Origin of the sequence: Peribacillus sedimenti (assembly GCF_046237635.1) — a bacterium.
Lineage (GTDB): Bacteria > Bacillota > Bacilli > Bacillales > DSM-1321 > Peribacillus > Peribacillus sedimenti.
On record NZ_CP143547.1, the window covers coordinates 252,416 to 274,702 of the forward strand.

The 22,287-nt window shown below is 39.1% G+C and carries 21 protein-coding genes and 2 pseudogenes; 17 read left to right on the forward strand and 6 right to left on the reverse strand.

Features of this window, described 5'->3' with window-relative positions; translation table 11 throughout:
* Window positions 1–55: 55 nt before the first annotated feature.
* From V1500_RS01365 to V1500_RS01375, 3 genes and pseudogenes are all read left to right on the forward strand, one after another.
* Complete coding sequence (locus V1500_RS01365; RefSeq protein WP_409303877.1) at window positions 56–1,039, forward strand: protoglobin domain-containing protein; 984 nt, start codon at window positions 56–58, stop codon at window positions 1,037–1,039.
* A 564-nt stretch (window positions 1,040–1,603) separates the two neighbouring features.
* Window positions 1,604–2,365 (forward strand): annotated as a pseudogene (locus V1500_RS01370) (DEAD/DEAH box helicase family protein); the annotation flags it as partial.
* Between the two features lie 28 nt (window positions 2,366–2,393).
* The gene (locus tag V1500_RS01375; protein ID WP_409305882.1) at window positions 2,394–2,669 is read left to right on the forward strand and encodes an N-6 DNA methylase; all 276 of its coding nucleotides are present in this window, start codon (window positions 2,394–2,396) and stop codon (window positions 2,667–2,669) included.
* Window positions 2,670–2,911: 242 nt separating this feature from the next.
* On the opposite strand, the gene V1500_RS01380 is transcribed toward V1500_RS01375, so the two are convergent.
* The 3 genes from V1500_RS01380 to V1500_RS01390 form a co-directional block, all read right to left on the reverse strand.
* Window positions 2,912–3,715 carry a hypothetical protein gene (locus tag V1500_RS01380; RefSeq protein ID WP_409303878.1) on the reverse strand — a complete coding sequence of 268 codons (804 nt, stop codon included), beginning with the start codon at window positions 3,713–3,715 and terminating at the stop codon, window positions 2,912–2,914.
* 213 nt (window positions 3,716–3,928) lie between these two features.
* Window positions 3,929–4,084, reverse strand: coding sequence for a hypothetical protein (locus V1500_RS01385; protein WP_409303879.1), 156 nt, complete (start codon window positions 4,082–4,084; stop codon window positions 3,929–3,931).
* A gap of 943 nt (window positions 4,085–5,027) precedes the next feature.
* The gene (locus tag V1500_RS01390) at window positions 5,028–6,092 is read right to left on the reverse strand and encodes a YheC/YheD family protein (RefSeq protein ID WP_409303880.1); all 1,065 of its coding nucleotides are present in this window, start codon (window positions 6,090–6,092) and stop codon (window positions 5,028–5,030) included.
* 164 nt (window positions 6,093–6,256) lie between these two features.
* Here V1500_RS01390 and V1500_RS01395 point away from each other — a divergent pair, with 164 nt between their 5' ends.
* A complete protein-coding gene (locus V1500_RS01395) occupies window positions 6,257–7,516 on the forward strand; it encodes an ATP-grasp domain-containing protein (RefSeq protein ID WP_409303881.1) in 1,260 nt (419 codons plus the stop codon).
* A 279-nt stretch (window positions 7,517–7,795) separates the two neighbouring features.
* Complete coding sequence (locus V1500_RS01400) at window positions 7,796–9,166, forward strand: Mur ligase family protein (RefSeq protein WP_409303882.1); 1,371 nt, start codon at window positions 7,796–7,798, stop codon at window positions 9,164–9,166.
* A 274-nt stretch (window positions 9,167–9,440) separates the two neighbouring features.
* Here the strand turns inward: V1500_RS01400 and V1500_RS01405 are convergent, their stop codons facing one another.
* Window positions 9,441–9,572 carry a hypothetical protein gene (locus tag V1500_RS01405; RefSeq protein WP_409303883.1) on the reverse strand — a complete coding sequence of 44 codons (132 nt, stop codon included), beginning with the start codon at window positions 9,570–9,572 and terminating at the stop codon, window positions 9,441–9,443.
* Window positions 9,573–10,228: 656 nt separating this feature from the next.
* Here V1500_RS01405 and V1500_RS01410 point away from each other — a divergent pair.
* Window positions 10,229–10,606: a YmaF family protein gene (locus V1500_RS01410; RefSeq protein ID WP_409303884.1), complete on the forward strand. Its 378-nt coding sequence runs from the start codon at window positions 10,229–10,231 to the stop codon at window positions 10,604–10,606.
* Between the two features lie 188 nt (window positions 10,607–10,794).
* The gene (locus V1500_RS01415) at window positions 10,795–11,130 is read left to right on the forward strand and encodes a putative quinol monooxygenase (protein ID WP_409303885.1); all 336 of its coding nucleotides are present in this window, start codon (window positions 10,795–10,797) and stop codon (window positions 11,128–11,130) included.
* A 194-nt stretch (window positions 11,131–11,324) separates the two neighbouring features.
* On the opposite strand, the gene V1500_RS01420 is transcribed toward V1500_RS01415, so the two are convergent.
* On the reverse strand, window positions 11,325–11,927 hold the full coding sequence (locus V1500_RS01420; RefSeq protein ID WP_409303886.1) for a hypothetical protein: 603 nt from the start codon (window positions 11,925–11,927) through the stop codon (window positions 11,325–11,327).
* A 183-nt stretch (window positions 11,928–12,110) separates the two neighbouring features.
* Here V1500_RS01420 and V1500_RS01425 point away from each other — a divergent pair, with 183 nt between their 5' ends.
* Both V1500_RS01425 and V1500_RS01430 read left to right on the forward strand, forming a co-directional pair.
* Entirely contained in the window at window positions 12,111–12,335 is a 225-nt protein-coding gene (locus V1500_RS01425) for a hypothetical protein (protein WP_409303887.1), read from the forward strand.
* A 344-nt stretch (window positions 12,336–12,679) separates the two neighbouring features.
* Window positions 12,680–12,862, forward strand: coding sequence for a hypothetical protein (locus tag V1500_RS01430; RefSeq protein ID WP_409303888.1), 183 nt, complete (start codon window positions 12,680–12,682; stop codon window positions 12,860–12,862).
* Between the two features lie 85 nt (window positions 12,863–12,947).
* Here the strand turns inward: V1500_RS01430 and V1500_RS01435 are convergent, their stop codons facing one another.
* Window positions 12,948–14,327 (reverse strand): Ig-like domain-containing protein, encoded by a 1,380-nt coding sequence (locus V1500_RS01435; protein WP_409303889.1) that lies wholly within the window; start codon window positions 14,325–14,327, stop codon window positions 12,948–12,950.
* 760 nt (window positions 14,328–15,087) lie between these two features.
* Between V1500_RS01435 and rpsR the strand changes: the two are divergent.
* The 8 genes and pseudogenes from rpsR (at window position 15,088) to V1500_RS01475 (ending at window position 22,149) form a co-directional block, all read left to right on the forward strand.
* Window positions 15,088–15,262, forward strand: a pseudogene (rpsR, locus tag V1500_RS01440) (30S ribosomal protein S18).
* A 248-nt stretch (window positions 15,263–15,510) separates the two neighbouring features.
* Window positions 15,511–16,377 carry a DNA damage-inducible protein D gene (gene dinD / locus V1500_RS01445; protein ID WP_409303890.1) on the forward strand — a complete coding sequence of 289 codons (867 nt, stop codon included), beginning with the start codon at window positions 15,511–15,513 and terminating at the stop codon, window positions 16,375–16,377.
* 190 nt (window positions 16,378–16,567) lie between these two features.
* Window positions 16,568–17,533: a hypothetical protein gene (locus tag V1500_RS01450; protein WP_409303891.1), complete on the forward strand. Its 966-nt coding sequence runs from the start codon at window positions 16,568–16,570 to the stop codon at window positions 17,531–17,533.
* Window positions 17,534–17,981: 448 nt separating this feature from the next.
* Window positions 17,982–18,113, forward strand: coding sequence for a hypothetical protein (locus V1500_RS01455; RefSeq protein WP_409303892.1), 132 nt, complete (start codon window positions 17,982–17,984; stop codon window positions 18,111–18,113).
* Complete coding sequence (locus V1500_RS01460) at window positions 18,094–19,098, forward strand: MFS transporter (RefSeq protein WP_409303893.1); 1,005 nt, start codon at window positions 18,094–18,096, stop codon at window positions 19,096–19,098. The genes V1500_RS01455 and V1500_RS01460 overlap by 20 nt, the downstream gene beginning before the upstream one ends.
* Window positions 19,099–19,140: 42 nt before the next feature.
* Window positions 19,141–19,860: an NAD(P)H-dependent oxidoreductase gene (locus tag V1500_RS01465; protein WP_409303894.1), complete on the forward strand. Its 720-nt coding sequence runs from the start codon at window positions 19,141–19,143 to the stop codon at window positions 19,858–19,860.
* A 477-nt stretch (window positions 19,861–20,337) separates the two neighbouring features.
* Window positions 20,338–20,988, forward strand: coding sequence for an HAD family hydrolase (locus V1500_RS01470; protein ID WP_409305883.1), 651 nt, complete (start codon window positions 20,338–20,340; stop codon window positions 20,986–20,988).
* Between the two features lie 342 nt (window positions 20,989–21,330).
* Complete coding sequence (locus V1500_RS01475) at window positions 21,331–22,149, forward strand: methyl-accepting chemotaxis protein (RefSeq protein ID WP_409303895.1); 819 nt, start codon at window positions 21,331–21,333, stop codon at window positions 22,147–22,149.
* Window positions 22,150–22,287 lie beyond the last annotated feature (138 nt).

A 22,287-nucleotide genomic window follows, 5' to 3' on the forward strand; every position in this document is an offset into this window, starting at 1 on the left:
TTTTTGATAAATATTAGGTCTTAAGTACTATAACTATGCAGAGGTGGAAAATACAATGATGCGCAAAACAGTTCAGGCTTTGCTCCGTCATCAAAAAACAGGCGGAACCATATTGGATGGTCCAAAGAAGCCATATGACAGACATGGCTCAGCAGTTTTACAATCTTCATTTGTAGAATTGCGGCAAGGTCCGCATGCTAAACAAATGCATTTTGTTGGACTTCAAGAACAGGATCTTGTTATTCTCATGCAGTTGAAACCATTGATGGAAAAACATATTGACAGGATGGTTGATGTCTTTTACAGGAACATAGGACAGATTCCGCAATTGATGAACATCATTGTGGAACACTCCTCTGTTGAAAAGCTTAAGGAAACTTTGGCGCAGTATGTTCTGGATATGTTTTCGGGCCAAATTGGGATAGAATATTTGGTAAAAAGACAAGTGGTAGGAAAGGTACATAATCGAATTGGACTGTATCCCGAATGGTATATTGGCGCTTTCACGCATATACAAAACGAAATGCTCCACATACTAATGGAGAATCTCGATAACCGTAAAGAAATTGCCGCAAACTATTTAGCTTTTCAAAAGCTGTGCTCACTCGATATGCAAATTGCACTTCAGACATATATAGAGTCTTATACGTCACAGATGATGAAGCTTGAAGAGCTGAAAGAAGTCCAGCATCGGCTTAATGAATCGGCTCTCACCATGGCGGCCAGTGCAGAACAAACCACATCCAGAGTTGTCGAAAAAGAAAATCAGCTCGGCCAGATGTTGGCGGAGATAGAGGCAATAGAGCAATCCTCAAGGGCTATGATCGAGCATGCAGAGAACAGTAAAAACAATGTGGCGTCCGCTCTTGATAAAATGGATCATGTGGTGGACTTAATTGTGAATACGAAGGGCTTTACCGAGGAGTTAAGTGAGAGCTCCGCCCAGATTGGCCAGGTGGTGAAATCGATAAGGGGGCTTTCTACGCTTACGAATATCCTCTCTTTTGTGAGTTATAACAACGGCTGTCAGACGTTATAATAACAAATGTCAGGAAATTATAACAACGAATGTCAGACGAAAGGTATTACTGTGCTAATCTTTTCCCGAAATGACGCCCTTTTTACATTTTTGAATAACACTAAGCAAAAAGTACGGAAAAGGACAATTAAAGGTATACTTACTATTTCTTTATGTAACAACAAATGTCATTTTCCGCAGGAGATTATAGTCCATCACTGACATCTGGAGGAGTTGGGGGCGAAATTGCAAACACAAACATAGGTAATATGTGCAAATCGCAGTACAAGCAGCAGAAAGAGAGTATTTTTCGGAATGGCTACAGGATTTATACGCGAAGTAGTGACAGTGAATCCTCATTTTGGTAAAGAGGAACAAAGAAAACCGCGATAATACCCAGCGGGTACTTTCTTAGGCTGCCGCTTAACTTTGCGGATATCCTGGTAGTCTCATTTTTCTCATGGCTCAGTAAACTTTGGATTACCAGCGGTGCACCATGATTTAATATATTAGTTTCCAATTCTCTGTTAAAATAGGACTATAAGCAAAAAAGTACGTGGGTCAAAGTAGAATGGAGGGGAGTTTTTGAAAACAAACTATACAGAAAGAGATATATGTACAAAATTTATCACTCCTTCCCTTGTAAATGCGGGGTGGGATTTACATAAGCAAATAAGAGAAGAAGTTACTTTTACAGCAGGCCGCATAATCGTGAAGGGAAAAAAACACGTTCGAAAAAAGAGTAAACGTGCTGATTACATTCTGTATTACAAATCAAATATACCACTGGCTGTTATTGAGGCTAAGGATAGTGAGCATTCAGTTGGAAGCGGAATGCAACAAGGTATAGAATATGCAGAGGCATTAGATATCCCCTTTGTATTTAGTAGTAATGGTAAAGGGTTTTTGTTTCATGATCGAACGGGACAAAGCAAGCAGATAGAACAAGAATTAAAACTGGAAGAATTCCCTTCACCTCAAAAACTTTGGGATATGTATAAGAAGTGGAAAGGTTTTGATGGGAAAGCTGAACAAGTTATAACACAAGAATATTATAGTGACGGAAGTGGGAAGACACCTCGTTACTATCAACGAATTTCGATAAATAGAACAGTAGAAGCAATCGCTAAAGGACAAAATCGGGTGTTACTTGTATCTGCAACTGGGACAGGTAAGACTTTTATTGCATTTCAAATAATAAGGCGATTATGGAAATCAAGAAAAAAGAAGAGAATTCTTTTTTTAGCTGACCGTAACATTTTAGTTGATCAAACAATGGCGAACGATTTTAAGCACTTTGGCGATAAGATGACAAAGATAAAAACACGTACTCTCAGTAACAAATTTAATTCTACATGACGTAGATATTCCCAACATACGACATGATAATTCATTGTCTCGCCCAATTCGTGATTACCGCTCTAAAGATAAAGTTGATGTAATTTGTACCAATCCTCCTTTTGGGGGTACTGAAGAAGATGGCATCCAAGCTAACTTCCCAAGTGCATTTAGAACAAAAGAAACAGCCGATCTTTTCATGGTACTTATCATGACTTTGTTAAAAGATGGTGGTAGAGGTGCTGTCGTATTACCAGACGGCTTCTTGTTCGGTGAAGGTGTAAAGACGAGAATAAAGGAAAAGCTCCCTTGAAGAATGCAATTTACACACCATTGTAAGGCTTCCTAATGGAGTTTTTGCACCATATACAGGCATTCGCACCTTCATCGGTTAGTAAAGTCGGGATACTTATTAAAAACGAGGCATACCAGTAAAAGTAGAAGAAGTGATTTTTATAGTATAGATAATTTTAAAGCAAAAACCACTCTTTTATCGGAATGACACAAGAGTGGTTTTTATTTGTTTTATACAAGAAGTAGTTGCTGGAGACTTTTCTAATCAACCAAAGCACCAGAATCAATGAAATAAGGTTTAAATATTTCTTCAATCAAAATATCAAGGGTATGACCACATATGTTTGCTAAGTCTCTTATATTATCTTTATTGAATATAAATTTACTCCTTTGATCATTAACCTTTAACTTTCTTAGTTTAATTACTTCTTTTAATCTATCAGTTGATTCGTTGTTGTTATGCACTATGTTATTTCGAAAATCAATCCATTGATGTAACTTTTCATAGTGAGGAGTTCCAATTAGAATAGGGGGTATTGTACTTGTGATAAGCGTTTTCTCAAAATACTTTATGTACCTTATAATTCCCTTGTCACGCTTACATACATCCTCTATCTTCAGTAGGTGATTATCAATTGAAATCAAGCATTGGTATAACGAATGTAGAGTCGATTCCAGGGAACTAAGAAACTGCACAATCATTCCAACAGAAAATAGGTTTTTTTCTATATCTAATAAATCATAAAAATTCCTCATCTCCTCCAGAATTCTTGAGGTCAAGACATCAGCCCATTCTTTATCTTCTTCAGAAAGTTTTTCTATTTTATTTCTTTTTTCTACATATCCTTTTTCAAATTCTTCTTCGTCTTTAGTTACTGTCCTATATAACTTTTCTGTTGATCTCAATAGTGCCAAAGATTCTTCGTGATATGAATTTATAGAATCGAACATTTTATTAGAAAAATCATTTCCTCTTGCAGTCTCTGTTAATCTTGGCATCATAAATAGGAAAGAAATAAAAAAACGTCTGGTTGGTAATTCGTGAATATCTTGTGTTTCCTTCATTAAAATATCTCCAATCAGTGAAATTTTAATAATTTTATCACAGCAAACATACTCTTAAAAAGTTTATCTTCAACACTTTCAATTCGATGATCTTGTCAGGGAAGCACATATGCACTGTACAAAATAATAAAGATACAAATTGAGTGGGAACCCAAATAGCAAATGCAAGGTATTATAAAAGGAGGTAAGGGACATTGATCATTCCAAACCTTTTCATTTTTCTTGGAAGGAATTTATGAATGCGGAAATTGGAGAGGAATTAAACCATAATAGAAAACTTTCCCCATCACCACTGACATCCAGGATCGAGTCTCCTGTATGAGGTTCAATCATTGGTTCCATTGCTACCTGAATCTCATTAACTGTCATCACATTATCCTCTTTGGTTCTGACGGAGCTGGAGTAATTGTAAAAACGGGAGAGAACACTGGAACCCGGGTAATTGCTGCTCGAAACAACATAGGCATACAGAATAAAAAAGATCACAATCAAATCAAGGTTGTCATCTTTTTTTATCAGCATTTGGCAAGTTTACAATAGGCTTCCAAAAAGCGTTCATACGTTTCTTTTCCGTACTCTTCTTTATTGTTTTTGAAGAATAACTGCATGGTAACCTGTTTGGCTTTTTCCCAAGAGCATTCTTTGGAGATTTTGATTAAATTGATATAAGCCAGGAAATATGCTTTACCGGAAACGGGGCAGATTAGTTGAACACAGCAAAGGAATATGACCGCTCATTTACCCCCTAAAACAAAAAAAGAGACAGTGTTTAGCCTGCCTCTCCATGTATGCATGAAAGTAAATGAACCATTTCCATGGAACTCAATAATAATATATGCTCATCATATCGTTTTGTGTGGACTGTCTATCTATTGTTGTCTGCAAATGAAGTAAAAAGCAGATTATTATTATCTAACTGTCCTCTAAGTTGTTTTTACTTGTTTTAACAAAGGAGAAGGTAATATGATGAAACACCAATCTAGTATGGCCAGAAGCCTTCGTTTGCTGCAAAAATCATAAGTTAGAAGAAAAGATAAAATGTGGCCTGCTGTTTTTTGTTTAAAAAGGGAAAAATTTACGTGTAGCTATAAGGTCAAGGTACTGATATGGTGATAAATACGGTTTAGTTCTGTTCGAACCGTGCAAACTGCGAAAAGGGGCCTTTTCAAAAGAACCCTTTTTTAATCTTCACAGGCCTAGACCTGGTTTCCAAGACAAGGGTCTGTAAAGGCAACCCCGTGGCATAGCATTCGCGTATTACTGCGTCCTCTAAAGTTCTGATAATTCATTCTCATTCATACATACCAAGAAATTACCCTTTTTTATTCTTTTGGCTTCCTTTTTTTCTATGTTTCTTATTTGATTCAGCCAGATATTTGGCATAATGCACCAGGTTCCTTGCCACATCCAGCTCGCAATTAAAAGCTACCGGTGGACCTGGCCTCCAATTGACTTCTATCAACCAAAGCCTCTCATCCCCATCCACGCCCACATCAATTCCTAATTCGTCAAATGAGTCATCATAAAGGGTATCAAAATGGGCTGCGAAGCTCAGGGCAAATATTTCAAGCGTCCGTTTCATATCATACCAGGTATCCTGGAATTGCTTTTGGAGAAAACCATCCAGATAACATGTGTATCCGCCACTCCCCAAATTGGCGGTGATGCTCCCTATATATCCGACTCTTGGATAGATGGTCGTGATCGTCCAATTTCCCTTGCCATCTTTTTGAACATGGAGGCGAAAGTCATATACCTGTCCTTCCTTCATTTTGAAGGCCATGAAAGGTTGTACCAGGTACTCCATTTCCTTGATTCTGTCAGTTAACAAGATACTAAGTTCTTCCTTGGTCAATGAATGGTCAGTCCCCGATTCGGTAATGTCAAAATCGCCCGATTCGGCTTTTTTTATTAAGACAATCCCTCCGCCTTGGCTGCCTGACAGCGGTTTTATGATCACTTCCGGAAAGCGGTCGAGCATTTCATAGACTTGATTTATTTCCTTGATCTCCTCAGTAGGAATCAGATAGGATTTGAATTCCTCCCCGCGTTCAATTCGTTGGTAAACGCCTAATTTATCTCCTACCGAGTGGCTTGTGAACGGAATCCTTTCGTACAGATAATCAACGATTTCCTCTGCCTTTTCTGTACCGGGATAGCTGGCATTGTATATCACATCCGGGAAAGGGAAAGATTTTTCAACCCATTCACCTTTTTCATAGATCTTCCCCAATATGGTTCTTTTCTTGATATTCACTTTCCCTGGCGTGAAGTAGAAAAAGTCCACGCCCTCCGCTTTTGCCACTACGGAATAGGCATAAGCACGATTCACCTTTAGAGGGTCAGACCGACGATGGAGCATTCCGATTAAGACCATGTAAGACATCCCACCCTTCGTTTTACATCCCTATAGAAAAGTATGGGTGAAGGCTAGTCTATATGCTTATATTCCTGGATTTTGAGAACGTTTTATCCGGTTCATTTATATCCTGTAATAGGAGACAAGTTACCTTAAACGAAAAAAATATAGGTGTGTGAACGATGAAAACTATCGTATTTATTCAGACCACTAAATCCGGTTCCAGCAGGGACGCGATAAGGGCTGCGGAGCGGATGGGGTTCTTCACGGTGCTGTTGACGAATAGGCCCCGTTTCATTGAACAGAGATTGGAATTTCCTGATGTCCACCAAATGATCTTAACAGATCTGTCGAGTCATGAAGCCATGAAAGAAGCGATCATGAAAGTACAGAATCAAGGAAAACGGGTACAACAGATTCTGAGTTTCGTTGACCCTTATGTACATGTAGCCGCCTCGTTGTCAGAACATTTCGGTTTAATGAAGATGCCATTTGAATACATGATAAATATGGAGGATAAGGTGTTAACCCGGACAGTATTACAGGACCATCCGGCTTCACCTCATTATGATGTGTATCAACCTGGTGAAGACAGGGGCCATTTCGAACAAAAGCAGGACAAACACTTCCCTTTAATCATCAAGTCACCTATGTCAGCTGGTTCAAAAGATGTCTTTTTAGCAAATGACAGAAATGGATTACACGAGGCGATGGATCATTTACTAGCTAAGTATGCCCACTCGCCCATTTTGGTGGAAGAGTATATGCTTGGCCCACAATACCTGGTGGAAACAGTGGTCCATGGTGGAATGGTCCATCTTGTTGCGATCATCAAGCAGGAAATTACATTTAAAGAACGTTTTATTGTAACAGGATATAAATTGGTACCAAAACCAAAGAAGGAACTGTATGAATCCGTCTTGGAGATTGTTACCTCCATTATAGAAAGCTTTGGGATGGAGTCTGGGGCCTGCCACCTGGAGTTGCGGCTCGTAGAGGGTCAGTGGAAATTGATTGAGATTAATCCCAGGATTTCTGGAGGGGCCATGAACCGGATGATAGAAGAGGGCTTCGGCATCAACCTGGTGGAAGAAACAATCAAACTGTTTATGGGATACAAGCCCAATCTTAATAGGAAGCACAGTAAAAGAGTATACGTCCATTATATAACCGTTGATCAAAGCGGAATGCTGGTTAAGGTGACTGGTAAAAAGCGGGCCACAAGATGCCGCGGAGTAAAGGAAGTGTATATAAAGCCACGAAAGGGGAAGGTGCTCCGGCCGCCTTTATCTATGGGAGACAGATATGGGTATGTATTGGCATCAGCGAAAAATCATGAAGACGTTAAAAAACTCGCAAAAAAAGCATCGGGGGAAATAGAGTTTCATCTTGACCAGACCGCTTCCTCCTATCCAATCGGTGACACCTCTCACAAATGGTGAGAATTTGATTTAAGGGCAGCGATTTTCGCAAGAAGTCTATTCAGCTACTTTCACTAATAACATCGGTTCATTAGAAAAATGTAAAATATGACCATCTGAAATGGTACTAAGCTGGGCCTTAGCGGAGCAAGCTTATGCTGTACCCAACTCCGATAATTTATATTCTTCTGACTGGATATTTACTACAACCTTCTTTAGGGGACAACTCATATAATGCACTAGCTTTTGAATTCCAGGTAATAGAATCATGCATCTAGAAGGGAAATTAGGAGGTACAGTTTGAAGACATTATCATTGGAGGAACTATTAATTGCAATGAACATTCAGCCCACTGAGAAACAAAAAGGCATACGGATCCAGACGGTCACGAATGACATATATGATATTAGGAGCAATGCGTTATACTTCTGCTGGTACGACAAAGAGGTACCTGTTAAATCTATAAAAAAATACAAGAATGTATTTATCGTTACGGATACTCCATTTGCTCATATGGAGAAATTAAAGCCAGAGCAACTTATTATGGTGAGGGATCTCAAAGAAACGTTCTTTGCGTTCACTTCATTCTACAGGCATCTATTTACGATTCCTGTAGTCGCGATTACTGGTACATGTGGCAAATCTACTACGAAAGAAATGCTAAAACATATCTTAGAAGAAAAACATAATGTTCAGGCCACAATATCAAGTAAAAATGCGGATTATTACAACCTTCCTTATTTAATGGGCATTGATGAAGATACGGATGTGGCAATTTTCGAAACGGCTGTAGCTGCAAAAGGGGATATGACGGAGTGCTGTAAGTATTTTTATCCGACTATTGGGATCATGACCATGATTGATGTGGATCACACGGATCAATTCGAATCCTTTGATGATTACAGAATAGAAAAGGCGAAAATCATGGAAGGTATGAACAATAAGGGTACCCTGATTGTTAATATGGACGATCCCTACCTCTCCTCGATGGATACCTCCGATTTTAGAGGGGAGATTATAACGTTTGGAAAAAAAGAGGATGCGTTGTTCAGGATTAAACACTATCAATATCATACGACAGGCATGACTTTTTGTATTGAATATAAACAAAATGAGTTTAAAGGATATATACCTGGTCTTGGTGAACATAATATATATAATGCCACAGCTTCGTTAGCAGCCGCAGCCATTTTAGGTGTGGATCTTCCGTATGCATTGAATAGATTATCGTCTTATCGTCACATGAAGTCCCATTTTGAAATAATTAAAGGACGAAATCAAATTACGCTGGTGGATGATACCTGGAAGTCAAATCCTGCCTCCTTAAGAATAGGGATACAAACATTAAGCAGGATTGCATCGCCATCCCAAAGGAAAATTGCTGTTCTGGGAAGAATGGATTCATTGGGAAAATACGCAGATGAAGAATACGAAAACGCTGGTCGTTTAGTCGGCGACTTGGCAATCAATGTTCTCATCACGCAAGGAGCCATTGCAAAAGAATTTACAAAACCAGCAATACAGGCAGGGGTAAATCCGGATAACGTTTATCATTTTTCAGATATAGAGAAGATGAAAAGGTTTTTTGATTCATTTTTAAAACCAAATGACATTGTTTACTTTAAAACGGAATCAGACTTAGATGATCTTATCGAATATTTAAGCAATTAATGGCAGGCAGAATAATTGCTTATATGAGGGTTCCTTTTGCTTTTGTGAAATATCCTGAAATGGCTCAAAGTGCAGTGATTAGCGGATTGGACATAAGGGGAATCCGCACGTTTGGATCAGTCCAGCAAGCATTGGAAATGGAATAAAAATGCTAGAGTGTTTTATGGAAATCTTGAACGGACATGTTAAAGCCCTACGGAAAGTAGGGCTTAGTCTTTTGTGTGTGATCGTTGCTGTTCAATCCAGGAATCAATATGATCTAAATGAAAAACAATTATGTTAGAAAGAGGCCCTGATGCGGGATGTTTTTCTTTAGAATCAACTCCTGGATCTTTTCTTCGGAAAGCGAGTAGCCTGCCGAATCGAGGTAAGTGATTAAGCTGTTTACCCCTATAACCTTCCTCAAAAAATCACCTCCCACCAACCTCTCCTTTTCTAATAGGAACAAAGAAATGTCGGCGTTAGGTATTTTCTTTTTTAATGGTTACTGTTCTATACCCTAACTAATAGAAATTAATCGTACAGCCCAACGTGAATGATAATGTAGTTAATACTATTTGCTTGAGGCAACAAAAGGAATACAGCTTCTGTGGGCTAAAGGGGCAGGTTAGTGGGATAAGGAAAAAAGTGTTATAAATAGAAGGATTATGAAAGTATAGATATGCCTTGGTAACGTAATTGAAATGAAAAAAGCCTAATTTCTCGCATAAAACACATAGAAATTAGGCATTAGTAAAAGAAGAAAAGCACTGCTACAAGATTTCTTTTTTATTTTGCCACACTGTTCGCTTTTTTTAGTCCTCTATTTGACCCCGAACGACTCAAGCCACCCGACATTTCCCTTGACTCCGTGTCCCCTGAACCAGACATACAGCTTTTAGGAGCCGTAGTAATTGATAACAACTCCATCATAATCCTGATAAGTATAAAAACGATATCTTCAATAGAAGAGCTCCTACTTAGTCCGATATCGCCACCATTTCTACGATATAAGGAAATCATGCATTCGAATGTGTTGGGTTGCATAATGTGATATTAGAGTTTTGAAAGGTGGGGAAGCACATGGAGATACCGGTTACGGGCATCATTATTTCAAATGAGGCAGGCTCTGAACATTCACACAGCATATACCTTACCACATGGGATGGCAGACCACTGCATCATCATCAGTTTTCAGGAGTAACCTCTTTTAATGTGGGCCATGATCACAAATATGCCGGAACAACTGAACCTGCACCAAGTGGAGTCCCCCATACCCATAAATATTTCACGGTGACTTCATTCAACGATGGACATAAACATGAAATCAGGGGAGAAACGGGCCCTGCTATTTCATTGCCTGGGGGCGGACATTTTCATAGATTTCATGGATGGACCACTGTCAATGGATCCCATCCTCATTCTCATGAATACGCTGGGAAAACGAGTACGACCGGATAGACATCATTAATACGTATGGAGCGTGATTCTTTAATGTGGCAGCATAAGCCTTGCTTTTTTCACGAATTTGCTTTTCTGCATTTATCATGAGTTGGAGCCGAACTGGCTCCGCTTTTGTGTTTTGAGGAGAACAACACAATTATCTCTAATATGGAAGCTAGTATTCTTGAGATGTCAAGGAGGAAACCATGAGTAAAATTGCATTATTAGGAAAATATCTAGTAAATGAAGGCGAACGTGATGTTATGGTGAATATACTTTTGAAAGCGGCAGAATCGATAAAGAATCAGCATGATTGCCAATGTTTTTTAGTAAATATATCTGAAGACGAACTAGATACTGTGTACGTATACGAGGTATGGAGGAATGAACAGGCTCATCGTGAGTATCTAACTAAGGAATCTACACAAGCATTAATAAAGCGTGCACAACCAATCATTAGGGGAATAGAGAGGATTAACACCTTAAATTTAAAAGGCGGAAAGGGGACCTCGGATTCTTCTCACTTCAGTAATTGGTGCTAAAGTTGAAAATCAGAAGCTGCTTAAAGCAGTTTTTATTATGTCCCTATCATACATTACCATTAAACTAAATAGGAGCGAGGCTATGCTGGTGGTTTGGTTTTGTAGTAAACCGGCCTCGCTCTTTATAGGATATTACCTGTTTAATCATTTTGATACACCTTGCTACGAAACATTCCACCGGGAAATCTCCCTAATTACAGGCGATCAGATTGTGTCAGGTATTCCTGATACTCCTTTTTCCATTTGGAATACCTAACTTTGTCTAGTTTTTTGGCTTGCTGAAAAAAGGAATCTAAGAGATCCATCTTTCTCAGTCTATTTAAAAATCGTAACGGAATGGATAGTTTCTTGCTGAATGAATTTGTATGGTCGAGTAATTTTAATTCCTCGTTTTCTGTTATGATGACGTGTTTTGTTGCTACGTCCATTCTGCCAAATTTCAACCGTTCCATTTCTTTAAATAACGAGACAATCATTCTAACCATAGCCGGCGGTATTTCTGTCCTTCCTTCTAAATAATCTTGTAAGGATTCTCCCTGTACAAACTCCATCACTACATAATTAGGTCCTTTTTCGTAAAGTTTAGGAATAATGGTTGAAGCTTTTCCTGCAGCCAGCACGTCCGCCTCTTTTGCGGCACTTTTTGGATTCCAATAAACTTTTACCACCTTGTACGGCGAAATCTGAAACACGGCACCTTGCTTTCCTTTACCAATCAGGGGAAATTTCGTCGGATTATCAACGATTACCTGATCTATTCCTCTTTGCACTGATATTTTGGTAAAATCCTGTGCCAATAATATCACTCTCCTAAAAAGAGTTGGAGCTTTAAGAACTCCATACATTATGAAATGTATCCTGTATGGAACTGGTAACGAAAAATGTCTCATTTTCACGAAATAATTTGTAGACAAGGAGGATCTTTAGCCGGTATCCAGTTTTGGGTAGCTTCTTTTTTTTTCAACTATCGGGGCAGGTTAGTGGAAGAAGGAGTCTCAGTAAAAGTGGGGAAATTTCACATTAAAAGTATAGAGCTTTTTAGTAGGGAAGAGATGATTTTTAGAAAGAAGAAGTTTTTTGTTTGTTCGGTATGTGGTTGTGACTGTTTACCGGGTCCTTTATACGGTAAAGAAGGGAATCCAGATGTGAGTCTTATTTGTGCTTGCTACGGATTTCAACCAGGCTATGATGATGAAAAGTTATGACACTATTGCCTAGTTAAATATATTGTGTACCGCACCCTGTTTTTCGACGATAAAAGCCAAAACCACCAGTTATCCGTTTCTTTTAGTGGGTATAATTTCCTTATCAAATATGAAAGGGGGGAGACATTATGCCTAATAAAGATGTGGATTAGCTCAAAGATGCAGGTTCCCGAATCCCGGCACAGCAGTGGAAGGAATCGCTCGGTTTAAAGACCATGACTACGAGAGAGTGGGAAACAGCTGCCTATCAGGCATCACAGGGAAAAAGCGATGAGGAAATTCGTCAGTTCATATTGAATAGCAGGAACAAGAAGTGACAACAACCATGGAAGGAGGGTATGTAAATGAATTTCGATCCTTTCCGCTTAAAGGAAGATGAAGAGAACTGGGACCGGGACAGGGATCAAGAATGGGATAGGATAAAAGATGAAGTCGACATGGACCGAGGGGAATGGGAGTATCAGAAAAATGTACAGGATTATGGACTGACAGAAGAGGATATGGATTCCGGAGACCAGGAGGAGTAATGGATGGTTTACGGTCAGACCTACGAATATGATTGAACAAGTGGCATCTATACATGCCACTTGTTTTGTTTGAGGAACGATTATGCTATTTTTTCTGCCTATAGGTTCCTGAAAATTCGATACCTGCTCCGTGATAGCTTGAGCAGGCTTTTTCCTCTATAGTAATGCTATCAGCATTCCTTGTGAATGTCATATCGCAGGTGTAATTCCCTACCTTTAGGACACTTCCCTTGATTCCAACGTAGGTGGCATGACTAATTACTTCGCCTACATTTTTTCCATCTATGACTCTCAGATTAAAATCAAACTGGGCACTCGACTGATTTGTAATCTTCAACTCACCAAACGGACCAAAATATGTACCGTTCCAGGTTGTACCTTTTTCCTGTACTCTAATGCTCGTTACGCTATCGTTGCCATGTTCATCGATCGCATATACAAGGATCTCCGTCCCTGGTGTTTGATTCCTTAATCGTACAACAAACTCGCCTTTGCTGTTTGTCCTGGCCCAAGCCACTACTTCAAAATCGATCTTGATCTTCACCATGGCATTTTTCTCTGTCTTACCATACAACATCGTATCCTTTACCGAAAACGGAGCTACATATGGTGCTTTCGGAGCAGTTCGGTCCCATGACGGGATGGGTTTCAATTTCACTCCATAAAAATGGGCTATGCCGTGAGTTTTTCCTTTCTTTTGGTAAGAGTGCGTCTTACCTAACGAGATGCTAAAACTCCCAATCCTGTCCGCCCCCATTACATGGTCCACAATCCGGACGTGGGTGTTGTGCAGTTTGTTTTCCTGTTCCTTGGTGAGTGGTTTTTTGCGGAGGATTACACCGGGTCCATTAAATGTTTCCGCATATTGAAAATTTTGGGTTTTCAAAAGAGTAACAGCTCCTGGTTCACTATATATAACATCTTCCACTTGCCATACATCGGGATTTTGGATGTCCGCTGCCACCTTTTGGGCAAGGAAGCCTCCGAGCGAATGGCCTGTTAGGTAGAAATCAGGGTATCCGTCCAACACGCTCTGAACCAGCAAGAGAGCAGGATTGTACTGGGCCAGTTCGGTATTTCTGAGTTTCGCTGTAATATGCTTGGCGTCATAGGCTATATCCTCTAAATCATCTGTTCCCCGGAATGCAATGACAATATCACCGTTCTTCGGATTCTTAAAGGCGGCACCGAAAAAACCGTTTAATTTACCGAGCGAAATCAACTCCCAGTTGCCCACCCCTTCATTCACACGCTTCACTAATGGTTTTAATTCCGATAACATGTCGTTATAGCTTGCTAATGCGACCTCGTCGTTTTTCTTCCTCGCGTCTTTTATTCCGAGTTCATAGACATTTATGAGGGTCTGTGTGCAACTTTTGACAGAGACACGGTCCACTTTGTCCGTATAATCGCCCTTTTTTTTGCTTAACTTCCCTTTTGCACACAGGTATAGATCTTCGTACACGAAATCGCTGAATAACAAATGTTGGTACGAACGCGAGACAGTCCCTGTTTTTCCGGCCGCTTTAGTATCTGAAAAAGGCAGGAGTAAAAAAAACAGGGATATTGTGACAAGACTGCATTTTTGTAATGTTTTCTTCAGGTATGTACCCCCTTTATATCCAATTTGGGAATTTTTTACACTCTATTATTGTACTTGCTGCTTCAGGTAGGGGAAACAAATATTTGTCCTCAAGTTATGGCAAAGTGTGACAGCAAAAATATAGGTTCTTTAGTAAATAAAATAGATCCTATAGACGGTTAAGGCATCCACCCCTTTTTGAAAATTTCTCTAATGAACGACAGCCTTACATAACGACCAGCCATTTTGAGGGGTGAACCAAAGCTGACATACGAAACATCTCCTACCCCTTGTCCCGTAAGGGATAAACGGCAATTAGGTTGTGTAAGTGGTAAACAAGCTTTTGCACACTGTTTGTATGGACTACACTCGGTGTTAGTGATAAGGGTTTAGACCTACCAGATTATAAGTAAAGGATATATTTATTTCTTGAATGGGTTGTAGACCTCTAGCGAGGCATCTGCCGAGCCAATAGGGAGCATCACCTGAGGGCCTGAAAATTATTCTGGAATAAATGATATGAACTTTCTTATATTCACGTTCTAACAAAAAAAATTAAAGGAGGACACTAACGGCATTTGGTGGAGGACGTAAAGGCGGACGTGCTAAGCGTCGTAAAGTTTGTTACTTTACTGCTAACGGCATCACACACATCGATTACAAAGATGTTGAATCTTCTTAAAAAATTCGTCTCTGAACGCGGTAAAATTTTACTACGTCGTGTAACTAGAACACGTGCGAAATACCAACGTAAATTAACAGTTGCAATCAAGAGAGCTCGTATGATGGCATTGCTTCCATACGTTTCTGGAGAATAAGCAATGAATAAAGACACCCTTTCACTGAAAAGGGTGTCTTTTGATGTAATGTAGTTTTTCTTCAAAGCAAAGGTAGTCACCTCTTAATACTCTAACAACCATATTTCGCTTTATATGTTTTGGCATCTGAAATGAAAAAAAATTTTTACAACCTTGAGTTCTTACATCCACTTTATAGCTGTTTATATTAAAAAATTCGAAATAGAACAAATAATGATATAAATTCAATTACTAATAATGGTAAAATAGTGAAAAAAGTCGTTTTTTTGGGGGAAATTATGAGCTCTGAACTGAAACCAGTTGAATTAGACAATTCGGCCTTTGAAAAAGCCCGGAAAGTGGATGAGTATGAAATTGAGTATTGGTCTTCAAGAGACTTGGGAAAAATTCTTGGCTATAATGATTATCGCAATTTTTTATCAGTCATACAAAAGGCTAAAACAGCTAGTACAAATAGTGGGCAAGCTGTCGAGGACCATTTCGTTGAAGTCACCGAAATGGTCACCATAGGGTCTGGAGCAACACGTGAATTATCTAGCGTTAAGTTATCACGGTATGCCTGCTACTTAATCATTCAAAATGCAGATCCTTCCAAAGAAATGGTTGCTTTAGGGCAATCATATTTTGCAGTACAAACAAGGAAACAAGAAGTATTTGAACAAGCGACTGACCAAGAAAAACGTGTGATGTTAAGGAATGAACTAAGAAAACATAACACTGCTTTAGCAGATGCAGCCAATGAAGCTGGAGTCCAAACAAGTATTGAATTTGCAATTTTTCAGAACCATGGATACAAAGGTTTATATGGTGGTTTAGGTGCCAAAGAAATACATACCCAAAAAGGATTAAAAAAATCCCAGCATATTCTTGACCATATGGGCAGCACCGAATTAGCAGCAAATCTATTCAGAGCAACGCAAACTGAAGAAAAATTAAGAAGAGAAAAGGTAGTTGGAAAGGGTAAAGCAAACAGAACCCATTATGAAGTAGGGCAGAAGGTTCGGCAGACTATCCATGAACTTGGAGGAACTATGCCAGAGGATTTGCCTGCTGAAGAAAGTATTAAATCAGTCGAGAGACGTCTTCAAAAGCAATTGAATGACGGTAACAACTAACCACCAACTAAGGGGATAATTTAAACGAAAAGAGCCCTTGGTAAACCAAGAGCTCTTATCCCAGCCCCACCTAACGTGGCGAGGAAAGGTTCGTAGGTAGTAAATACCCTAAATTATGATTTGTATAACATCATTATACTATGTTATTTATATCTGTCAATTAAATTCCCTTTTTTTGGAGAGGAAAAACATGAACTTCAGCATTTATTTCGATGAATCTAATAAACTTGATGAGACAAAATTGTATTCTTACTATGGTGGATTTGGAGGTTCGGAAAGTGATATTGGAAGATTAAGCAAAGCAATAAAAGCTTATTATAAAAATTCCTCTAGTGAACTTCATTTTGCAGAATACACAAAGGATACGGCGGTATCTAAATATTTCAATGTTATTAATACCGTACTTAATTCAGGAATCACATTTAATTTATTTATCGTAAACAATGATAGTGCACTACAACTGGCAAACCATTATGGAATTACAGACACTGAGTTACGTAACATGCTGTACATTAAGATTCCTGAAAGATTATTTTATGGGATTACCAGGTATAATACCGACATAACTAAAGTTAATATTACTGTGGATCGAGATGATAATTATAAAAAGATCAGACTTTATTCCAAAATAAAAGAGCAAATGAATGCTCATTCGGCGTACAGGAATCTAAGGTATCAAATCAATAAGGTAAAATCAGTAAACTCTGCTAAAAATAAATATGTTCAAATAATTGATGTAATTATGGGAATGACCGTATTTATTATGGAAAAGTCCTATAATGCAGATTCTGTTGGAGCAAAGGTGAAAAGTGATTTAATTTACAGATTGCTTTTGGAGGGAGATAATGTTAATCTCTTCCGAAGTAAAGTGAGAATTTTTAAATGGGACGGAGATGGGGAAAACATCATTGAGGTAAATATCGGTGACTATATTCCTGAATTCCTACTTCAAAAGCAGAGTTTTGATTTACAGGAAATCATGAGGCTGCAGAAGATAAAGGATTTACATGGTTCTCAATCACCATTATCTTTAGGGGAATACCAGAAGTTAATGGGTTATTCTGGATCATTACGAAGAATGCTGCTTGGGTATTTGGATGTAATACACGCAAAAGATAGAAATCACTCTTTAAGAATTAATACCATCTCTGTGTAATGTTCGATATTTAATTGTATTTCCTTTTAAGTTCTTGCCTATGCTAAAGCCCTACGGAAAGTAGGGCTTAGTCTTTTGTGTGTAATCGTTGCTGTTCAATCCAGGAATCAATATGATCTAAACGAAAAACAATCATGTTAGAAAGAGGTCGCTGATGCGGAATGCTTTTCTTTAGAATCAACTCCTGGATCTTTTCTTCGGAAATCGAGTAGCCTGCGGCTGTGGCGGCCCGGTACCAATCAAGTTGGAAATCAAAAAGAATTCCTGCTGCGGATAACAAAAATGGCCAGACTGCCTTATTTCAGTCTGGCCTTTTAAAAAAGAGGTGACGTATGAAGGGAATAAAGAAACAGCCTGTGATCACATTGGCCCTCATTACCGCAATATGTATGGCCGGGGATTCCATGCTTTACATCGTCCTGCCATCCATTGGAGGGAGGTAGGCCTCATGTCACTCATCCAGGTTGGCGTCCTGCTCTCTGTTAACCGGTTTGTGAGACTGCCCTTGAATCCACTCATCGGTTTCATCTATAAAAAGATTCCCCTTTCGTACGGGAATCTTGATTGCGATTCTTTTTAGCGGACTCACCACCATCGGGTATGGATTGGTAAAAGACTTCGAGATTTGGATCTTGCTGCGGTCGCTCTGGGGTTCCTGGTCTTTATTGAAATTGGGGGCTTACCTATTGATCTTACAGCTTGCCACCGATGCGGACAGGGGAAGTTTTATGGGGACATACAATGGCCTTTACCGGCTGGGCAGCCTATTTGGGATGCTGATCGGCGGATTGTTCGCGGACTGGTTCGGTGTAACCATCATAAGCGTGGTCATTGGACTCCTAGCCTTCACAAGTATTCCCATCTTGTATAAGTACTTACCGAAATCATTAGATCAAGAGGTAGACACAGTGAACGCACCTACCTTGCTGACAAACTTTCGGGTGTTTAAGGACCGAAAGCTCATTCAAACATTTACTACTGCATTCCTTGTTATCATGTTGTTGGATGGGATGTTGACTGCTAACCTTAGCCATGTAATCCAGGTAAAATTTAATGACCAGGTTAATATATTTGGTTTAATATTCGGGGCCGCCACACTGGCGGGAGTAATGCAGGCCATTCGGTGGGGAGTTGCTCCTTATGTTGTCTCCAAAGTGGGCATGGCACTGGACAACACTGAAAAAAAGAATCGAATCTTAACAGGATTCCTCATACTGGCATTTTTCCTGCTCGCAGTGATTCCATTGGATCTTCCGCTTATAATCTGGTTACCCGTCCTGCTCGTGCATCTCTTGGTTTCATCAAGTTTAACCACTGTGATCGATACTCTTTCATCCCAATACGCTTCCAGGGTTAAAAACAAAATCTTTGTCATGACCTCCTTCACGGTGATTGCGGACTTGGGGGCAGCTCTTGGGCCGATAGCAGGGTATTCTTTGGAGGCCGCCATTGGACTAAACAATGTTTTTTTTGTAGCATCTCTAATTTGCCTCTTGTTAACGGTGGTTTGGATGCTTCCAGGTAGTGATAGAACTAAGGAGGTAATAGTAAGTCATCATCTATAAGACAGACCTCTGTCAGGTCAATAAAAGTAGGGAGGAGTCTCATTGAATATATTCATTGTTTATGCCCATCCAGAACCAAAGTCCATGAATGGATTTTTAAAAGATTTCGCAGTAGAAACCCTCTCAACAGCAGGGCATGATGTAATAGTATCGGACCTTTATGCCATGGATTTTAAAGCTGTTGCCGATTGTGATGATTTCACTGAGCTGTATAACCCTGAAAAACTGAATTATATACTGGAGCAATATCACGCATCGAAAAAAAGAACTTTTACAAAAGATATACTGGATGAACAAGACAAATTGCTTTGGGCAGATATAGTTATTTTTCAATTTCCAATTTGGTGGACAGAGTCCCCTGCCATTCTTAAAGGCTGGTTTGACAGGGTTTTAGCGTATAACTTCGCTTATGGACCAGGACATTATGATCAGGGGAACCTTCGTGGCAAGAAGGCAATGTTATCCATTACCCACGGGGGATCCAGTTTATCTAATTACGGTATATTTGGCATAAAAGGAGATTTAGACCAGCGGCTTTTTAATATTCAGCATGAAAAATTATTCTTTTGTGGGATGGATGTAATTAATCCATTTTTATTTCATGCAAGTGCGAAGGATGATATAAAAGCGGAACTTTTGAATGAATATCGAAAGAGGCTTGTGAATATTTCAAATGAGCCTGTTATTTCGTTTCATCCGTTGTCCCACTATGAAAAGGGACAATTAAAGGATCAGTATAAAAACCAGATAGAAATAACTTGAAGTGAGTGCAGTACCTCAATGTTTTGAGGTGCTGTTTATATTTGGACGCTAAGGTCAGCCTTGTTCCCAATGGTTGTGCAGTTAGATAGTAATTCTGGGGCGTCTAGGTCAGTAAGAAAGGACTTTTAGAGTCCTTTTTTCAGCTTGGGTGTAATACGAGAATCTGGTTGTTGACATTATACCCATGAGGGTATATAGACCGGTTGCCTGCTGAAATCTTGGCGGCCAGCTTCAAAAACGTTCAACAGGTACACGATGTTTGTCTTGCTGGTGCAACTCTGTCACGGTGAGTCAGGAACTAATCGAAAAATTCATTGCATTTCCTGCCACATTGAGTGACGTGGGAGTGTTTAAAGAACAGTGGCAAGAAACCTATGGGTCGGATAAACCAACCCTGATTCACTTGTAAAATGTAGTATTATAAATTCATGGCATGTAGGCAATCTATGATTCATAAAAAGGCGGGTGATTTTAATAATCAAAGCAATAATTTTCGATTTTGACGGGTTAATTCTTGACACCGAGACTCCCTGGTATGAGGCATATCGTAAAACGGCTGAATCCTATGGATGTGAACTTCCGCTTTCGGAATTTGTCAAATGCATCGGAACGGGTGATAATAGCCTATGGGAATTTCTTAAGCAACAATTGGGTCAAAAGTTTAATCAAGAGGAAATCGAAAGACAGGCAACGGAAATCCACAAACAGAAAATGCTGACCTCCCAAGCTCGCGAAGGGGTGGAAGACTATCTTCAGGAAGCCAGAGAAAAAGGCTACAGCATCGCTCTTGCATCCAGTTCGACCAGGGCATGGGTTTCCCATTACTTAAAGCAATTAGGACTTTTGCAATACTTTGATTCCCTGACTACCAGGGATGACGTGGATCGCGTGAAACCGGCTCCTGATTTATATATAAAAGCCATAAAGACTCTGGGGATAGAGGTACATGAAGCGATCGCATTTGAGGATTCTCTGAATGGGTTAAAAGCGGCCCACGAAGCAGGGCTGAAATGTGTCATTGTACCAAATCCCGTAACTGAGGCTCTGGCTTTTGAAAACCACCATCTTCGTTTGACATCCATGGCAGAAATGCCTTTATCTAAAGTAATTGAATCGATAGAGCCGTGAATCGGCTCTTTTTTGATTTTTGCTCCTATAATATTTGTGAAGTAATGCACTTAACTATCGGGGGTAAGAGCTGAAAATCAGGAGCTGCTTTTTGGGCAGTTTTTCTTGTTTCGCTAACGGGGCAGGTTAGTTAAAACATGAATATAGTTTAATAAGGATGTCGAAGTCAGCAGTAATGTTGGCTTTTTTCTGTCGGATTCGGAAGATGATTGTATAGTTTTTTGACTAGTAACCACAGAAGGCAAGATTAATTTGCCCTGGGCGTTTTTAACAATTTATCATGAATACCGATAATAATATTGAAACTTTACCAAATTTAATTAAAAGGAAGTATTTGGCAGTATGACTACAAACATTAACATCAGTACCCAGGTATTGGATGGGAATTTTGTCTTAGCTTCATTAGAGTCAAATTTAGCAATGATAGAATTCAATCTAGATAAGAAGGTAATCTGGGTAAATGAAAATTTTGCAACGACCATGGGGTACACTGTTGATGCAATGATAAATATGAGGCATCAACAATTTTGCACAATAGAATTTCAAAATAGTAAAGACTACATTGAATTGTGGGATAATCTAAGCAAAGGAAAAAAGTTTCAGGAGAAAATTCAAAGGGTTGATAGAGCGGGGGATTTACTGTGGCTAGAAGCGACTTATATTCCTGTGCTAAACGAAGTTGGTGAAGTAAATGCTGTGCTGAAAATTGCTACAGACATTACGGAACGTGAAAATAAGACAATAGAGATAGTTTCTCAACTGAAAAATTTGTCTTTGGACTTAGGAAAAATAGTCAATGATAACTCCGATGAGAATATGAATGCAATTCAATCATTAAAGGAACAGACCGACTTAATAAGTAAATTATCTAAGTCAATACAAAACATTTCTTCGCAAACGAATATTTTGGCATTAAATGCAGCAATCGAAGCTGCTCGTGCAGGAGAACATGGGCGTGGTTTTAATGTAGTTGCGGGAGAAGTGCGTAAATTAGCTGGTAATGTTGAGGAAGCGATTAAAAAAATGAATACAAATATAGAAAAAATCAAAAATGAAGTAATAAAGGTTAGTGGAGTAACAGAACTTTCACAAAAAACGGTTATTTCAACCCAATCTAAGATAAGTGAAACTATGAATGAATTTGAAGGTCTCAATAAATAGTTATTTGACAAGATTAAAAGAACTCGAGAAAAGGCTGCTTACGTAGCCTTTTTCTATTACACACATTCGGAAGAAACTGTACAGCATGTAAATAAAACCACATCTTGAATGAAGTAGCTCTCTACCTGTTTTATTGAC

Coding starts and splice junctions, on each gene's coding strand:
- V1500_RS01395 (WP_409303881.1), top strand. CDS start 6,257: ATGAAAACTATCGTATTTATTCAGACCACTAAATCCGGTTCCAGCAGG.
- V1500_RS01415 (WP_409303885.1), top strand. CDS start 10,795: ATGAGTAAAATTGCATTATTAGGAAAATATCTAGTAAATGAAGGCGAA.
- V1500_RS01475 (WP_409303895.1), top strand. CDS start 21,331: ATGACTACAAACATTAACATCAGTACCCAGGTATTGGATGGGAATTTT.
- V1500_RS01410 (WP_409303884.1), top strand. CDS start 10,229: ATGGAGATACCGGTTACGGGCATCATTATTTCAAATGAGGCAGGCTCT.
- V1500_RS01365 (WP_409303877.1), top strand. CDS start 56: ATGATGCGCAAAACAGTTCAGGCTTTGCTCCGTCATCAAAAAACAGGC.
- V1500_RS01390 (WP_409303880.1), bottom strand. CDS start 6,092: ATGGTCTTAATCGGAATGCTCCATCGTCGGTCTGACCCTCTAAAGGTG.
- V1500_RS01385 (WP_409303879.1), bottom strand. CDS start 4,084: ATGACAGTTAATGAGATTCAGGTAGCAATGGAACCAATGATTGAACCT.
- V1500_RS01450 (WP_409303891.1), top strand. CDS start 16,568: ATGAACTTCAGCATTTATTTCGATGAATCTAATAAACTTGATGAGACA.
- V1500_RS01380 (WP_409303878.1), bottom strand. CDS start 3,715: ATGAAGGAAACACAAGATATTCACGAATTACCAACCAGACGTTTTTTT.
- V1500_RS01430 (WP_409303888.1), top strand. CDS start 12,680: ATGAATTTCGATCCTTTCCGCTTAAAGGAAGATGAAGAGAACTGGGAC.
- V1500_RS01455 (WP_409303892.1), top strand. CDS start 17,982: ATGTCACTCATCCAGGTTGGCGTCCTGCTCTCTGTTAACCGGTTTGTG.